At 66.8% G+C, this 15,721-nt stretch carries 14 protein-coding genes and 1 pseudogene; 5 read left to right on the plus strand and 10 right to left on the minus strand.

The features are described from left to right. Positions 1 to 31: 31 nt before the first annotated feature. Positions 32 to 1,288: an Ig-like domain-containing protein gene (locus tag AB0876_RS19045; RefSeq protein WP_526042618.1), complete on the minus strand. Its 1,257-nt coding sequence runs from the start codon at positions 1,286 to 1,288 to the stop codon at positions 32 to 34. Between the two features lie 125 nt (positions 1,289 to 1,413). Next, a complete protein-coding gene (locus tag AB0876_RS19050) occupies positions 1,414 to 1,947 on the minus strand; it encodes an LOG family protein (RefSeq protein ID WP_526042619.1) in 534 nt (177 codons plus the stop codon). Between the two features lie 54 nt (positions 1,948 to 2,001). Between AB0876_RS19050 and AB0876_RS19055 the strand changes: the two genes are divergently transcribed. The 5 genes and pseudogenes from AB0876_RS19055 to AB0876_RS19075 form a co-directional block, all read left to right on the plus strand. Further along, a complete protein-coding gene (locus AB0876_RS19055; RefSeq protein WP_526042620.1) occupies positions 2,002 to 4,509 on the plus strand; it encodes an SEC-C metal-binding domain-containing protein in 2,508 nt (835 codons plus the stop codon). 34 nt (positions 4,510 to 4,543) lie between these two features. After that, positions 4,544 to 4,750: a hypothetical protein gene (locus AB0876_RS19060; protein ID WP_003885622.1), complete on the plus strand. Its 207-nt coding sequence runs from the start codon at positions 4,544 to 4,546 to the stop codon at positions 4,748 to 4,750. Continuing rightward, positions 4,747 to 5,130 carry a type II toxin-antitoxin system death-on-curing family toxin gene (locus AB0876_RS19065; protein WP_491837775.1) on the plus strand — a complete coding sequence of 128 codons (384 nt, stop codon included), beginning with the start codon at positions 4,747 to 4,749 and terminating at the stop codon, positions 5,128 to 5,130. The genes AB0876_RS19060 and AB0876_RS19065 overlap by 4 nt, the downstream gene beginning before the upstream one ends. A 61-nt stretch (positions 5,131 to 5,191) precedes the next feature. After that, the gene (locus AB0876_RS19070; RefSeq protein ID WP_491837774.1) at positions 5,192 to 6,826 is read left to right on the plus strand and encodes a peptide chain release factor 3; all 1,635 of its coding nucleotides are present in this window, start codon (positions 5,192 to 5,194) and stop codon (positions 6,824 to 6,826) included. A gap of 56 nt (positions 6,827 to 6,882) precedes the next feature. Next, positions 6,883 to 7,521: pseudogene (locus AB0876_RS19075) on the plus strand (DUF2293 domain-containing protein); the annotation flags it as partial. A 19-nt stretch (positions 7,522 to 7,540) separates the two neighbouring features. On the opposite strand, the gene cax reads toward AB0876_RS19075, so the two are convergent. From cax to AB0876_RS19115, 8 genes are all read right to left on the minus strand, one after another. Beyond that, positions 7,541 to 8,641 (minus strand): calcium/proton exchanger, encoded by a 1,101-nt coding sequence (gene cax, locus AB0876_RS19080; protein ID WP_491837773.1) that lies wholly within the window; start codon positions 8,639 to 8,641, stop codon positions 7,541 to 7,543. A 37-nt stretch (positions 8,642 to 8,678) separates the two neighbouring features. Further along, complete coding sequence (locus AB0876_RS19085) at positions 8,679 to 10,997, minus strand: esterase-like activity of phytase family protein (protein WP_491837772.1); 2,319 nt, start codon at positions 10,995 to 10,997, stop codon at positions 8,679 to 8,681. Between the two features lie 96 nt (positions 10,998 to 11,093). Next, a complete protein-coding gene (locus AB0876_RS19090; protein WP_491837771.1) occupies positions 11,094 to 11,501 on the minus strand; it encodes a hypothetical protein in 408 nt (135 codons plus the stop codon). Between the two features lie 31 nt (positions 11,502 to 11,532). Then, entirely contained in the window at positions 11,533 to 11,931 is a 399-nt protein-coding gene (locus tag AB0876_RS19095; protein WP_491837770.1) for a type II toxin-antitoxin system VapC family toxin, read from the minus strand. Then, positions 11,928 to 12,191 (minus strand): type II toxin-antitoxin system VapB family antitoxin, encoded by a 264-nt coding sequence (locus tag AB0876_RS19100; RefSeq protein ID WP_491837769.1) that lies wholly within the window; start codon positions 12,189 to 12,191, stop codon positions 11,928 to 11,930. The genes AB0876_RS19095 and AB0876_RS19100 overlap by 4 nt, the downstream gene beginning before the upstream one ends. Before the next feature lie 38 nt (positions 12,192 to 12,229). Continuing rightward, positions 12,230 to 12,580, minus strand: coding sequence for a hypothetical protein (locus tag AB0876_RS19105; protein WP_491837768.1), 351 nt, complete (start codon positions 12,578 to 12,580; stop codon positions 12,230 to 12,232). 5 nt (positions 12,581 to 12,585) lie between these two features. After that, complete coding sequence (locus tag AB0876_RS19110; protein ID WP_526042621.1) at positions 12,586 to 14,994, minus strand: AAA family ATPase; 2,409 nt, start codon at positions 14,992 to 14,994, stop codon at positions 12,586 to 12,588. A 68-nt stretch (positions 14,995 to 15,062) separates the two neighbouring features. After that, the gene (locus tag AB0876_RS19115) at positions 15,063 to 15,692 is read right to left on the minus strand and encodes a hypothetical protein (RefSeq protein WP_526042622.1); all 630 of its coding nucleotides are present in this window, start codon (positions 15,690 to 15,692) and stop codon (positions 15,063 to 15,065) included. Positions 15,693 to 15,721 lie beyond the last annotated feature (29 nt).

Raw genomic sequence — 15,721 nt, forward strand, 5'->3', positions numbered from 1 at the left:
GGCCGTCGGCGGGCCTGCTCAGCGGCAAAAGTCAGTGCAGCGCGCTGCCCTTGACCCACTCGGCCCACGGCACCGTCCAGTCGCCGTTGTTGGTCGCCTTGAGCGGGTCGCCTCCGGTGTTCCGGATCTCGACGATGTCGCCGGGCACCGAGAAGTTGTAGAACCATTCGGCGTTCTCGCCGTTGAGGTTCAGGCAGCCGTGGCTCGTGTTCTCCTTGCCCTGCGCCCACACCGTCGCATTGAGCTGGTGCAGATAGATGCCGTCGATGCTGATGCGGGTGGCCCACGGAATGGTCGTCTTGTAGCCGAGCCGTGAATTGACGGGCAGGCCGTAGGTCGAGGAATCCATGATCACCGGGTTGGCCTTGTCCATCACGGTGTAGATGCCGCGCGGGGTCCAGAAGCTCATCGTGGTGCCACCGATGGTCTCGGTGCCGCCCATGCCCATCGAGGTCGGCATGGTGCGCACCAGCTTGCCGTTGTCGTAGACCCGGACCTGCTTGTCGGCGTCGTCGGCGACGGTGACGTGCGAGGCGCCGATGATGAAGGACACCTTCTCGTCCTGCGCGCCGTAGAGGTCGTCGCCAAGTTTGGCGCCGTAGATGCCGGCGTCGACAGTGACCTTGGTGCCCGGGGCGTAGTACTTCTCCGGACGCCAGTGCGCGGTCTGGTCGTCGATCCAGTTCCACGAGCCGACGGCCTTGGGCGCGGTGACGACCTTCATCCGGTTCTCGGCGGTGGCCTTGTCGGTGACCGGTTCGTCGAAGCGCGCGACGATCACCATGCCGACGCCGTAGGTGGCACCGTCCTGCAGGGGGGAGTAGTTCGTGCCGTTGAGGTAGACGCGGGCCTGATAGCCGGGGGTCACCGTGGAGAACGTGGTGGTTTTGCGGGTCGGCATGCCGCCGGGGCCGCGCGCGTCGACCTTGAGGGTGTAGGTGCGGCCGTAGCCGAGCGTGGTGGTGGGCTTCCACGTCCTGGCGTCGGGGGTGAGGACGCCGGGGATCTCCTTGCCGGCGTCGTTGAGCATCGTCACGCGCGCCACGGTGCCGGTGTCGGCGGTGACCATGACCCGGGCCAGCGGGTCGACCTCGGCGTCGGGCTTGGGAACGATGGTCAGCCTGGCCGGCTCGGTGGGTGAGGGCTGCGGCGCACCTTGGGGTGCGGCCGCCAACGTCTGGCAGTGCTCGGCGCAGTCCGGCAGGGCCGAAACAACGACACCACCCGACACGGCCAACACAGCAAGTGCGACCGCCAGGTAGGCACGACGAACAGACGTCAACTTCACTCCAATGTGGTTCGGCGAGGGCCTGATTGATCAGGGCGTGATCAGTGTCTCAATGGTAGCCGGGCACGCTTCAGCGCGAGCACAAGGCCCACGGGATGTGGGCGAGTCGTGACGGTGTCGTTGCGTCAGCCGACGCCACGCTCGAGGTAGTCCATCGCCGCGGCGGGTTCCTCGGCGACGAACACCAGCTCATCCAGCGGCACGGGCAGGAACCCGTCCTGCTCCATCCGGCGCAACTGGATCATCAGGCCGTCATAGAACCCGGCGGTGTTAAGCAGCACGACGGACTTGTCGTGGCGCCGGTGCTTGCGCAGTTCCAGGATCTCGGTGGCCTCGTCGAGGGTGCCGAGCCCGCCGGCCATCACCACCAGTGCGTCGGAGCGCTCCAGCAGCATTGCCTTGCGTTCGGAGAGATCGGCGGTGATCACCATCTCGTCGGCGCCTGTCCTGGCCTGCTGCCGCAGGAACTCGACCGAGATCCCGACCAGACGGCCGCCGCCGGCCTGCACTCCATCGGGCACGACCTTCATCAAGCCCTTGTCGGAGCCACCCCAGACGAGCGTATGGCCGCCCTTGCCGAGGAGTTCGGCGAATTCGCGCGCCGGTTCGGTATAGCGCTCATCGAGGTCGGCGGCGGACAGGAAGACACAGATGTTCATCGGGAACTTTCGGCGGCACGTTGGGGAGGACGGATGTCTCTACCGTGGCATAGCGTGGCCGCCATGGTTGACCCGGCTGAGCAGCTGTCGACGATCCTGGCCGAGCACGGGCCGTTGGACGAGGACGAGATCAAACGGCGATTGCGCGCCGCCGGTGTCGCGGATCCGGATGCCGTCGTCTACGACGCCCTTCACATGATGAACAGCCCGGCAGGTCAGTTGACCGATGACCGGTGGGTGTGGCTGCCGACGCTGCTGAGCGGCCGGGTGTTCACGCATCGTCTCGAGGCGCCCGAGGTCGCCCACAACATGCTCACGGTGACCCCGGATCTCGGCGCGCTCACCGATCTCTTCGAACACGAGCCCTACCATCGGTTCGCCGACGGTGCACCCGCGACGGTATTGATGGTCGGCTACGACGACGAACTGCTCGCGGAGCAGGGCATCCCAGAAGACGTGGTGCCCGAGGGCGGCGTGCTGTTGTTGCCGTTGGGAGCGCTACGCGCGTCGGGCGCGACCGTGGGAGATCTGGTCGGGATCCGGCTGAGCCCGCAGGGGCTCGTGATCGAGCGGGTCACGGTGGCGGCCGCCACGAATGTCGGAGCCCAGTTGGCCGCAACCCTCGATGTCGACGAGCCCGTGGACGCCGGCGCCGCGGTGTGGACCGCGTGCGTCCAAGACCCGACATTGTTCACCTCACCGCTTCCGCCCGTGTCGGAGATCGTCGACGACTACGGAATGGTCCGCGACAGGCACTTGCTCGCACCCGCGGGTTTCGATTTCGGGCCTTGGCGTTTCAAACTCGACTGCGAACTGCTGGCGACGCGGTATGAACTCGAACGGACCGACGCGATCGCGGTGCACGCTCTGGCCGCTGCGTGTGAGCAGCTGTCGGATCTGGTCGACGACGCCGGCGCGATCGAAGTCCAGGCGGCCGAGGACGGAGAGCTCCTGGCCGAATTCGGGGCCTTCCTCGCCGATCCGTTCTTGGCGGATGTGTTTCTGGCGGAGACGGTTCGCAGCGGACGGGTCTCGGCTCTCGCGTTGCGTTTGTTCGCCGAGTCGCTGGAACCCATGGTGCCGCGACAGGCCCGGGTGGCGTTTCGTTGGTTGCGGGGCGTCGCGCTCGAGCGGATCGGTGACATCGCCGGCGGCGAACGCGAACTGCTCGCAGCTGAGTCGATGGACACGGACTGGCCGCTGCCGTTGTTCGAGCTGGCCCGGTTCGCCTCCGATCGCGGCGACGCCGAACGTGGCCTGGCGTTGCTGCGTCGCGCAGAGGCCGCGCCGGACCATCCGCTGCTGGAACTGTTGGGGCGGTACCGGGCCGCGCCACGCACCGACCTCGGCCGCAACGAGCCGTGCTGGTGCGGGTCGGGCCGCAAGTACAAGAAGTGCCATCTTGGCAACGAACAGCTGCCCTTGGCGGAGCGCGCTGCCTGGCTTTATGCCAAGGCCGCCCAGCACGTGGAGCTGAGCGACTGGAAGGAGCTGCTCATCGAGGTGGCCTTCGAACGCAGCCGATACGACGACGACCCTGGCGCACTGACCGATGCGCTGGCCGACCCGTTGGTGATGGACGCGGTCCTGTCCGAGGGCGGCGCCTTCGAGGATTTCCTGGACATTCGGGGATCCCTGCTGCCCGACGACGAGCGACTTCTGGCCGACCAATGGTCGCTGTCGGAGCGGTCGGTGTTCGAGGTCGAACAGGCGAAGCCCGGCGTGGGAGTTACCGTGCGCGATGTCCGCACCGGCGATGTCCACGAGGTACGCGAGCGGTTGGCCAGCCGCCAGCTCAAGCCCGGGCTGCTGGTCTGTACCCGAGTGCTGCCGGCCGGGGACACCGCCCAGTTCTTCGGCGGGCTGGAAGTGATCCCGCTGCACCTGCGGGACCCGCTGGTGGAGTTGCTGGACTCCGAACCCGATGCAGAGGAGCTGGTGGCCTTTCTGACTGCGCGATTCGCACCGCCGACGTTGGTCAACACCGAGGGCGACCCGATGGCGATCTGCGAGGCCACCGTGCGGGTCAGCGACCCGGCCGCGGTTGAGGCCGAGCTCGACGCCAACTATCAGAGGCTTGACGGCGACGGACCACCGCGGTGGCATGAGTACGTCACCACGCACGGCATGCAACGGGTCCGGGCCACATTCGCCCTCGAGGGGAACAAGTTGCGCGTGGAGACCAACAGCGAAAAGCGAATGGACAATGCGCTTTCCACGCTGGAGAGCCTGGACCCCGGTTTAGAGGTCCTCGATGACACGCGGCAGCTGGTGGGCGATGTCCGCGATTTGTCCGATCGGTTTCCGGGTGACGACGCGGACGTGCTTGATCCCGACGATCCCGAGGTGGCCGCCGCCCTCGACGCGTTCGTCCGTGAGTACGAAGCCAACTGGCTCGATCAACCGATCCCAGCCCTCAACGGCTACACACCGCGGCAGGCCGCCGACGATCCAACCCGCCGCGGTGACCTGATCAAGCTTCTCGACAGCTTCCCGGCCGGAGCAACCGCCCGGGGCGCGATGGACGTCGACCGGCTGCGGGCCGCACTGGATTTAATGTAAGACCAGGTTGGTATCAAACCGGTATCATCGCGCCATGGGCATGACTCTGCGGACCAGTGACGAGCAGACCGAGGCGCTGCGTCGGCAGGCCGCCGCCGAAGGCCGCTCGATGCAGGCTGTCGCGCTGTCGGCGATTGACGAGTACATCGCTCGACGCACGCATCAATCCAAGGTGCAATCAGTTCTGCAGCGCGTGGTGGCCGAGGAGGCCGGGGTTCTGGAGCGTCTGAAGGACGCATGATCGAGTACCTGGATCTCGATGACCTCTTGGAAGTTGCACGCCACGCTGTCGGAGCCGACGTGAAAGTCGGAGACTACGGATTGCTCGAATCGGCGCTGGCCCGACCGCGGGCATCGGTGTTCGGCGATGACGCTTACCCCGACCTGCATCTCAAGGCCGCGGCCCTGCTGCATTCCCTGACCCGCAACCACGCACTTGTCGACGGCAACAAACGGCTGGCGTGGACGGCCTGCCTGACCTTTCTCGGCGTCAACGGGCAGCGGATCGCGGCGCCTGAAGACGACCGCTTCGATTTCGTGATCCGGGTCGCCACCGGCGCCGAGTCCGACCTCGACGACATCGCCGCACAGCTTCGCGCGTGGAGCCACCCTTCGGGATAGCGGGCTTCGACGTCCTCGATTACGGGTTTGCCCCCAAACCCCCATACCATCGCTAGTCGAGATGACCGAAAAAGCCCTCGAAGATGCCCCGGCGACCCCGCCCTCCAACACCGCCCAAGCTGCCAAGATCGCGGCCGAGGCCGCCCGTCGCCGCACCTTCGCGGTCATCAGCCACCCTGACGCCGGTAAGTCCACGCTCACCGAGGCGCTGGCGCTGCACGCCCGGGTGATCACCGAGGCCGGCGCGATCCACGGCAAGGCGGGCCGACGCTCGACGGTGTCCGACTGGATGGACATGGAGAAGGCCCGCGGCATCTCGATCACCTCGACGGCGCTGCAGTTCCCGTACCGCGACTGCGTCATCAACCTGCTCGACACCCCCGGGCACGCCGACTTCTCCGAGGACACCTACCGCGTGCTGACGGCTGTGGACTGTGCGGTGATGCTCATCGACGCCGCGAAGGGCCTCGAGCCGCAGACGCTGAAGCTGTTCCAGGTGTGTAAGCACCGGGGCATCCCGATCATCACGGTGATCAACAAGTGGGACCGCCCAGGCCGCCATGCGCTGGAGTTGATGGACGAGATCCACGAGCGGATCGGGCTGCGCACCACTCCCCTGACCTGGCCGGTGGGCATCGCCGGTGATTTCAAGGGTGTGATGGACCGCCGGGCCGAGAAGTTCATCCGGTTCACCCGCACCGCGGGTGGCGCCACCGCCGCCCCCGAGGAGCACATCGCCGCCGCCGACGCCCACGCCGCGGCCGGCGATGACTGGGACACCGCGGTCGAAGAGTCCGAGCTGTTGTCGATGGACGGCTCCGACTACGACCGGGAGACGTTCCTTTCCGGCGAGTCCTCCCCGGTGCTGTTCACCTCGGCCGCGTTGAACTTCGGCGTGAACCAGTTGCTCGATGTGCTGGTGGAGTTGGCCCCGGCGCCCAGCGGGTCGGTCGATGTCGACGGTGTGCGGCGGGCGGTCGATTCGCCGTTCAGCGCGTTCGTGTTCAAGGTGCAGGCCGGCATGGACAGCTCGCACCGCGATCGCATCGCCTATGCGCGGGTGGTCTCAGGGACGTTCGAGCGCGGCGACGTGCTCACCCACGCCGCCACCGGCAAGCCGTTCGTCACCAAGTACGCGCAGTCGGTGTTCGGTCAGCAGCGTTCGACGCTCGACGACGCGTGGCCCGGCGATGTGATCGGGTTGGCCAACGCCGCGGCGCTGCGCCCCGGCGACACCCTGTACCGCGACATCCCGGTGGTGTACCCGCCGATCCCGAGCTTCTCCCCCGAGCACTTCGCGGTCGCCCGCGGCACCGACCCGAGCAAGCACAAGCAGTTCCGCAAGGGCATCGAGCAGCTCGAGCAGGAAGGCGTCGTGCAGATCCTGCGCTCGGACAAGCGCGGCGACCAGGCGCCGGTGTTCGCCGCAGTCGGACCGATGCAGTTCGAGGTGGCCGCCCACCGGATGGCCACCGAACTCAGCGCGCCGATCGCACTGGAGAACCTGCCCTATCAGGTCGCGCGAGTTGTCTCCCCGGAGGACGCCGACTTCGTGAACCGTCAGGTGTCAGCCGAGGTGTTGACCCGCAGCGACGGGGTCATGCTCGTGCTGTTCTCGACGCCGTGGCGGCTGGAGGGTTTCCAGCGCGACAACCCCGACATCAAGCTGGGGTCGTTGGTCGCCGCTGAGGGGTAGTGCGAGACCGGCCGTCAGGTTTACCCTCGCCTGATATGGCTGGGGCGAAGACTCGGGACCTCGTTGTCGTCATCGCGCTCAAAGACTGGACCTGCACCTCATGCGGCGGAACTGGCGACATTCTGTCCATGGAGGACGCGGGCCCGGTTTGCCTGGTGTGCGCCGACCTCGGGCATCTTGAGTTCCTTCCCGCCGGTGATGCCGCGCTGACGCGGCGAGCAACGAAGGCAAGCGACCTGCACGCGGTGGTAGTGCGTTGGAGCAGATCGCGCAAACACTATGAGCGGCAAGGGATCTTAGCCGAACCCGAGGCGATCGAACTCGCTGAACAAGAGTGCCTGTCCGACGCCGAGGTCCGCGCCCGCCGACGGGAACGTGACCGGGTGCGGCGCAGCGACGAAGACTTGCGATTCCAGGCCGATTTCGCCGCGGCGATTCTCGACCAGTTTCCGCGCTGCCCAGCCCGCCGCGCCGACATCGTCGCCCGCCACGCGGCTGCCCGTGGCAGTGGGCGGGTCGGGCGCAGCGCTGCCGGGCGTGCGCTCGACCCCGATGCCGTACGCCTCGCAGTCACGGCGTCGGTACGTCATGAGGACACCGACTACGACGAACTGCTCATGTCCGGTGTTGACCGGCGTACAGCTCGGGATCGGGTGTACGACGCCGTGGACGCGGTGCTCGACAGTTGGCGGTGACAGCCGGCGGTACTAAACGTCAGCCCCACCAGAACGAGGCGGCGATGATGCAGTACAACGCGATCAGCGCCGCACCTTCCAGCCACGTCGACTCCCCGTCGAAGGCAATGATCGCCGCCAGCACGACGGCGACCAGCAGCGCGACGATCAGCATCGGCCCGAACACCAGGGTCAGTGAGGCGAGCCCGAAGATCTGGCTCACCAACACGAGCACCGGCGCCAACACGAGGGCGATCTGAATCGGGCTGTTGAGGATGATCGAGAAGGCGTACTCCGACTGGTTTTTGGCGGCCAGTTGCACACCGACGACGTTTTCCACCGCGTTGCCCGCGATGGCCACGATCACCAGACCGGCGAATGCCTGCGAGATGTGGAGCGAGTCCATCGCCGGTTCCAGCGCGGCGACAAACCAATCGGAGACGAACGCGGCCAATCCGCCCGCAATGGCGAGCATGCCGATCGCCAAACCGACCGGCCAACGCGGCTGTTCTTTGTGCGGCTGGGGCACCGGCTCGCCGGTCTTGTCCTCGCTGGTCTTGTTCTTGTCGCGGCTCAGCGAATACGGCAGCGACAATCCGAACAGCACCAGCAGGACGACCGACACGATCATCGAGAACGACACTTCGTGCTCGGAGGCGGGTGCGTGCACCTCGTGGGCGATCGACGGAATCGCCATGGCCGTCACCGACAGCACCATCAGCACGAGGATGGTCCGGACCTGGGCGGAGCCGAGCTTCTGCGGGCCGTGCTTCAGTCCACCGACCAGGAACGCCAGGCCCAACACCAGCAGCAGGTTGGCGAGGATCGAACCGACGAGTGCGGCGCGCACCACGTCGACCAGTCCGGCCTTGAGCGCGAAGATGCAGATGAACAACTCCGGCAGATTGCCGAGTGCGGACTGCAGGACGCCGGTGGCTCCGGGGCCGAACCGGTCACCGAGTTGGTCGACGGCCAGCCCGACCAGCGAGGCCAATACCGTGACGGCCAGTGCACTGACGACAAAACCGACCAGGTGCGGCCAGCCACCGTAATGGGACAGCCCGGCCACCACACAGATGGCCAGGCCACCGAAGATCAACAGCTTGTCGGATCGGATGAAGACCGCCGTCATGCGCGTCATCTTGTCACCTCGACCCGCTCACCGGCGGGAACCGGAACTATCCTGTCAACGCCTCCGCCGCCGGGCCGAGATCGAGGAACACCGTCTCACCGTTGGCGTCGTCGAGCCCGTCGTTGTCGGTGACCACGTACAGGTCCTGGTTGCCGGCGATCGCGAAGCCTTCGACCTTCTCCTGCACATAACCGTTGGTGGCCTGCAGATCCGGCACCAGATTGCGGGCCAACGTCTTCGGCAGAACGTTCGGCTTGTCGGCAGCGGACGTCACGCCCGGGCCGTCGGGAATCGTCACGCGGTACAGCGCTTTGAGCCGTGCGTCGGGTCCGTTGAGTTTGTCGCGCTCAAGGATCAGCAATTCACCGTTGTGGACGGCGATTTCGGAGACACCGATCCAGTCGTCCTTGGTGTCGGTGGACTCCAACTGGTAGCCGAACCATTCCCACTTGTCCCCTGCCGGTGTGTAGCGCCCGATGCGGACCACGCCCGACGGGTCGGACTTGAGCTCACGTTGCAGCGCCACCCAGACGGCGTCTCCATCGACAGCGACTCCTTCGAAGCCCTGGCTACCCAGCTGGGCGGCAATGTCTTTGGGCAGCGGCACCCGCTTCTCGATCCGGCCGTCGGCGGCGACGTAGACCAATTGGTTGCCGGGGCCGTCTTCGCCTTCGACCGCCAGTACGAAACCGCCGGCGGGTCGGGCAGATACGCCCTCGGTGTCCAGGGTGGCCGGCTTGCCGTCCTCGGTGATGGGCAGTTGGGTGTCGATCAGCGCGGGCTTCTGTGCTGCGTCCAGGCCAAGGATGCGGGCCGGGCCGTAGGCGCTGTCAGTGGCGGTGTAGAGCCGGTTGCCGTCTTGCGGGTCGGCCGACAGTGCTCCGAGAGCGCCCCAGCCGATCGGCTTGCCGTCGATGTCGCCGGACACAATGGATGGAAAGTCCGGTTTGCCTTCGGCTTTGAAAGCGTCGCCGTAGCCGTAGAGGTTGACCGCGGCTCGCACGTGGGCCTCGGCGTCGTCGGCCTCCGAGGAGATCGCCAGCAGGTTGCGCGACGGGATCGGCAGCACCCCTTCGGGGCCGGGGGTGGTCGGCAGGATCTGCCGGAACTTCGGAGCGGCCGGTTCACTGACGTCGTACACGGCGACGAAGTTGCTGCGCTCCGATGCGATCAGCGCGGTGGGGCGGCCACCGATGGTGGTGATGGCCAGGCCTTCCGGCTCGGGGCCTTTGGCCTCGGCGCGCCCTTCGATGTGCAGGCCGGTGCGCACCGCGAGTTGTTCGAAGGAGTTCCCGGCGTCCCACACCACCTTGCCGGTGTTGGCGTCGAAGATCGTCCAGCCGCGGGTGCCGCCCTTCCAGTCGCCTTCGTTGGCGGTGGCGAAGTAGTCGTCGCCGATCCAGCCGATGGCGTCGGGCTCCCGCGGGGTGTCTTTGATCGAACCGGTCTGATCGATCGCGTCGTCTTCTTTGGTGTCGATGCCGTCGACGGATTGGCTTCCGGCGCTGAAGATCTTGGTGACCGTGCCGGTGTGGCCGTCGAGGACGGCGATGCCGTTGTTCTCCTGCAGCGTCACCGCGACCTGGCCGCGGGAGTTGATGCTGACGTATTCGGGTTCGAGGTCTTCGGGGGTGTCCAGACCGGCTTTCCGCGCCGCGTCGACATCGAAATCCACCTTGCGGGGCGTCCAGCTGTTCGGCGCGCCCGTGAGGTCGATCAGTTGCACGAATCCGGTCGGCGGCTGGGGCAGGCCGCCTTCCTCCTTGCCCGGCGGGGTGAACTCCTCGTTGCGCTGGTTCTCCATGGCGATCGCGGCGAACGTGCCGTCGGGGCTGATGGCGATCGAGTCGGGCTGACCGCCCAGGTCGATGCTGTGCACGGGGGTGCGGTCGGCGGTCCGGACGATATCGACGCGGCCGGAGGGGTGCGCGAAGTCGCCGCCGGTGGTGTCGACGACGACGAGGACGTGGTCTTTCACGGCCGCCACCGACGTCGGCTGGTCGTCCTTATGGCCCAGCTCGGTGAGGGAAAGCGTGCCTTTGCCAACGGGTTTGGCGGGATCTGTGATGTCGAGGAAGCCGATGCGCTTGCCGGCCGCGTCGGTGTAGATGACCGTGTTGCCGTCGGGGGTGACGGTGGAGATCTCGGCGACGGTCTCCTTCTCCGCCGGATCCTCAGCAGGTTTGTTGAGGTACACCGGGTACGTGGCGGTGCGGTGGTAGCGGTCCGCGTCGGGCAGGTTCCAGTCGATCGGCGACGTCGCCTTCGGGGTGCTCGATTCTGGCTTGCGGTCCTGCGTGGTGCAGCCCGCCAGGATCAGCGCTGCCGCCGTGGTCAGTGCTGCGGTCCGTCTCGCCGTTGTCATTCGTCACCCTCTTCAGTTGTGCCGGTGCGTCGCACGAGCCTGCCTCGCACAGGTGACTGACAGGGATTGCACAGATGAACGGAGAGCGACGCGTGGCTACAGCGGCGCCGAGAGCGGGCCGAGCACCTGGCACTGCGGCGCGATCTCCGCGATGCCCATCCAACCGCCGCATGCCCGGCCGGTGGACACGTAGGTCGCTCCGGGCCGGTAGGGCGTGCGCACCTGCGCCGGTTGAGCTCCCCTGCCCTGGTTGCATTGGATGGGTGAGGCGTTGTCCTGACGCTGCACGCAGGCGACGCTGAAGCGCGGATCTGCCGGCGCTCCGCACGCGTCCGGCGATACGGTCACGCTGACCATGTCGGCGCCGTCGACATGAACGACAGCGGGCGGCGACAGCGTGAAGGAGCATGGCGGCGCCGGATCGGCGTGGGCCACCGGCGCGGTGACGCCCGTGAACCCCGCGATCACGACCCCTGACAACAGCACCAAACTGGCCCGAGCCATGTGCCGATCATAGTTCGCGCGGCCCGTTTGATCAGGAGAGTTCGACTCCGTCGGCACCGGTATGCGAAAAGTCGTCGCCGACATACAACAGGGGTTCGCCGGTCACATCGGCTAGCGCGTAGGAATAGCAGTCACCGAGATTCAGTCCGGCGGGGTGGCCGCTACCCCGCCCGAACTCGCGGTAAGCACGCGTCGCGCTCGCGGCCTGCTCGGCGTCGAAGGGCACCGTCTCGATCCCCAGCTGATCGATCAGGCGCTCGACCCGGCGGAAATCTTCGGGCGACAACCGCCGCATGAGTACAGCAGCAACTTCGACGAGTGAGGCCGCCGAGATCTTCGGCGCAGACGCATCGAGCACAGCGTCGACGAGCGCGTCGCGTTGGGGCTCATCGAGCGCGATGGCGACGATCGCCGAGGTATCGACGATCACACGGGCAACCCGTGGTCGTCATACAGTTCGTGCTCCTCCCGGCGTATCCGCTGCTTCTGCCGACCGGTCAGCGACCGGTCCAAGTCGCCTAGCAGCCGATCGACTTGTGCGCGCCGAGCATTTCGACCGCGGCTCGCTTCGAGCTCAGCAAGTTTGGAACGGACTGCTTCCTCAACTGCACTGGTCTGACTGAGACCCGTGTGGCGCGCGAGCTCACGCACCAGTGCCACTGTCTGCTCGTTCTTGATGTTCAGACTCATGGTAGAAGTCTACCCCCAGAGGGTAGATATCTCCCACATCAACCAGGTCCGATGGTGACCAACGACGCCACCACCCCACACAAGTACTCGACCTCGGCGCTGGACGGTTGCATCTCGAAGGCATGCACGTGGCAGGCGACGCTGAGGCGGTTCCACGCGAGCGCCGCCCGGTCGGCGGCCTCGGCGGTGTCCAGGGACTTGAGCACGACGAGCTTGCTGCGCGAATTCGCCCCGGGAGCGTCCACCTTGAGGGCAGCGCATCGCTGATCGATGATCTCTTCCAGGGCCTGACGGGCCAGGAACGCCGCCACCCGGGACGACAGCCCCTCGGCCGCGCCGGGAGACCGCAGAACACGTTGCGCCTGGCCGAGCAGGTCCATGGCACTCATCGGACTCATCGCAACGCCAGCACGTCGAGCACCGTTTTCTCCAGATCCCGGGCATCGTGGATGGAGACCGGTTTCGCGTCGCCGTGCGCGCCGGCGTTGCAGATCCGCAGTGCCCGTTTGCGTTCCGGCTTGAGCCATTGCGTCAGATCGACCTGTGGGTCGCCGTGGATCGCCAGCGCCAGCCGGTTCGAGGTCTTCTTCGCTGCCGCCCATTTGTCCTCGGATTCGGTGAGTGCGCAGCCGGCCAGTGCCTGCTTGGCATAGAAGGTCTGCTTGGCAGCGGATTCCAACGCCATCCGGAACAGCGCCGGCGCGGCCCGGCCTTTGATGTCCTCGGGCATCTTGGCGTCTTTGATCAGCGCGAAGATGTCGCCGACCTGACGCAGCGCTGGATTCACGTTGTCACGCACGGTGACTCGCGACCCCGTCTCACGGACCACTTCGATGAGCCGGGCGTCGACCCCGGTTTCCCGGATGACCGAGGCCAGCCGGTCGTCGTGGGAGAAGACGATGACCTGATGGGTCTTGGCGATCTCGCAGAGCACCTGGACGAATCCGTCGATCTTCGACGGGTCCATCGCCTGGATGGGGTCATCGAGGACCACGAAGCGGAACGGACTCTTCGCTGAGGTCGCGCGCGGCAGGAACAACGCCAGTGCCAGCGCGTGCAGTTCGCCCTGGCTCATCACCGAGAGCGCCTTGGTGGGCTTGCCGTCCACGGCGCCTTCGAGCACCACCTTGCGCCGGGTGGACGTCCCTTCCAGGGAGATCTCGACGAGGTCGACATTGCTTTCCTGGCGGAGCTGGTGCCAGATGTCGCGGGCTTGGGCGGCAATGGGTTTGAGCCGCAGATTGCGGAAGGCAGCGGCATGCTCGTTGACCCACTTCTTGGCCTTGGAAACGGCGTTGAGCTCGTCGTCCACAGCCCGGGCCTGCTCTTCGAGGCCAACCCAGCCACCCAGCTGGGCCGCCAGTGGCGCCCATGCGGTCTCGCGTCGCGCGAGTTCGTCGGCTGCTTCGGCGCGCAGCGATTCGGCGGTGGCGATCACCTCGGTCAGCGTCGACTCGGCGTGCGCCGCGAGCGCGTCGTCGCCGACCGGGATCTTCCGTGCCGCGGCCACCGCGTCGTTGTAGCCCACAAGGGCTGCGAGTTCGACGCCGGGCACTGCGGCCGCCGAGGTCAGTCCCTGGATCAGGGCGGTGACATTCGCCCGAGCGGTTTTGAGTTGTTGTGCCGTGGCACGGTATTCGTCCAGCAGTTCTTCGCTCTGCGCGATGCTGTGCTGAGCAGCCGTGGCCCAGTCCGCGTCGAGGCGCCCCTGCGCGCACACCGGGCAGTCGGTGTCACCGCCCTGATGGTGAAATCGCAGCGCGGTCCGCAGCAGGTCGACGCGTTGACTGGTGAGGTCGATCGCGGCGGTCGCGGAGTCGGCCGCGGCTTTGGTGGCGGTGCGTAGTTGCCGCGTCACCTCCTCGACGCTGTCGATGGTCGGCGTCTCCAGCTGGGCAACAGTCCGCAGGGCAGGCATCACGTCGGTGCGGGCCTCGCCCCCTCCGGTGGCCAGAGCCCGCACATCATCCAGTGGCACACGGTGTTTGCGCAGGAGCTTGGCGGCGCGTTCGGCGCGTTCATCGGACTGCCCGGCCAACGCAGCCTGCACGCGCTTGCGTTCCGCGTCTGCGGTGTCGCTGGCGGTCCTGATCTCCTTGAGCCTTGCGGCCAGCAGCTTCTCGGTGTCGGCGAGCGCGTCGAGCCCCAGCAGTTTGGCCAGCGCGTCGTACAGTGCCGATGGCCCGCCGTCGAACAGTCGGCCGAGTTCCTCGTAGGACAGCAGCGGTCGGTGCAGTTCGAGGGCCCGCGTCCAGCCCAGTGCCGCGGTGCCGTCGACCCGCTTACCCCCGCCGGCCTGTGTCCAGGTGGTGCAGTTGTCCAGCTTCGCGCCCTGGCCCCAGTCCACTCCGACGGTGAACGGACCGGCCGCCTCGCGGGTGAACCCGACCTGGATCTGGCACGGGTCGGGGTGGTGGAGGTTCTGCCAGGCCTCGGCCCACAGGCTCTCCTTCTTGTTCCAGCGGTAGCTCGTGCCGGTGAGCGTGAGCTCCAGCGCCTCGGCGAAGCTGGATTTTCCGGAACCGTTGCGGCCACTGACCACCATCAGACCCGGAGCCGGGAACAGGTCCAGCCGCGCCGACGGGCCGACACCGCGGAATCCGGAGACCGCGATCGAGCTGAGAAATGTTGGCGCCGGACTGGTTTCCGCGGCGTCGTCGGTGCCGCCGGACACCTCCGCCAGGGCGCTCAGCACGACGTCCTTGGCCCCGTCGGACAGCGCGTCGTCGGCTCCGAGGAGTTCCAAGATGACGTCGTGGACGGACTGTTCGGCACCTGCGGCGGGCCTACCCTCTTGCGGCATGCAACGATTTAACAGCCTTCATCCGACAAATTTGTCGGGACCGTCAGTCCGGCGTTGTGCGGGCCACCTCAGCCCTTGAGCCACCGGCCGATCTCGTAGCACAGGACATACAGCACCGCCGGTGCGCAGTACAACGGAATCGACACCACGGCGAGCACGACAGCAGGCACGTACTGGCGCCGGAATCGCGGAAAATCTCCCGCCATGTCGACGAATCCGATGATCGCCGCGCCCAGCGCGAAGATGCCCGCCGCGACGGCGGGCCGACCGGTCCACCCCTCGACCCACACGACGTAAGCGCTGGCCCCGACCAAGATCGCCAGCAACCACCACACCGTCGACGCCCTCAGCTTTCCGTAGCTGAGTGCCGATCCGCCGTCCTCATCGTCCTCGGGCGGATCCGGTTTCCGGTCGCTGCTCGATGCGGCGTAGATGGTGTTGCCGATCTTGAGGAACGGCGTTCTGAAGAAGGCCATCATCACCGACATCGACGCGGCGAAGCCGGCGATCCCGAGCGCCCGGGCGGGGTCCTGTTCGCTGGTGGCAAGGGTCATCAGCAGCCCGCCGGCCAGCCAGCACAACCAGTAGATCCGCCGCTCGAGGCGGCGATCATCGATGAAGATGCCGTACCCGACGCCGACGAGGACGATCGTGACGCCGACCCAGAAGACCCCGTCAATCGTCCCGCTCGGTTGCATGCTGGAAAGACTAGGTGTCATACCTCGGT

This window comes from Mycobacterium sp. NPDC049093 (assembly GCF_040704635.1).
Lineage (GTDB): Bacteria > Actinomycetota > Actinomycetes > Mycobacteriales > Mycobacteriaceae > Mycobacterium.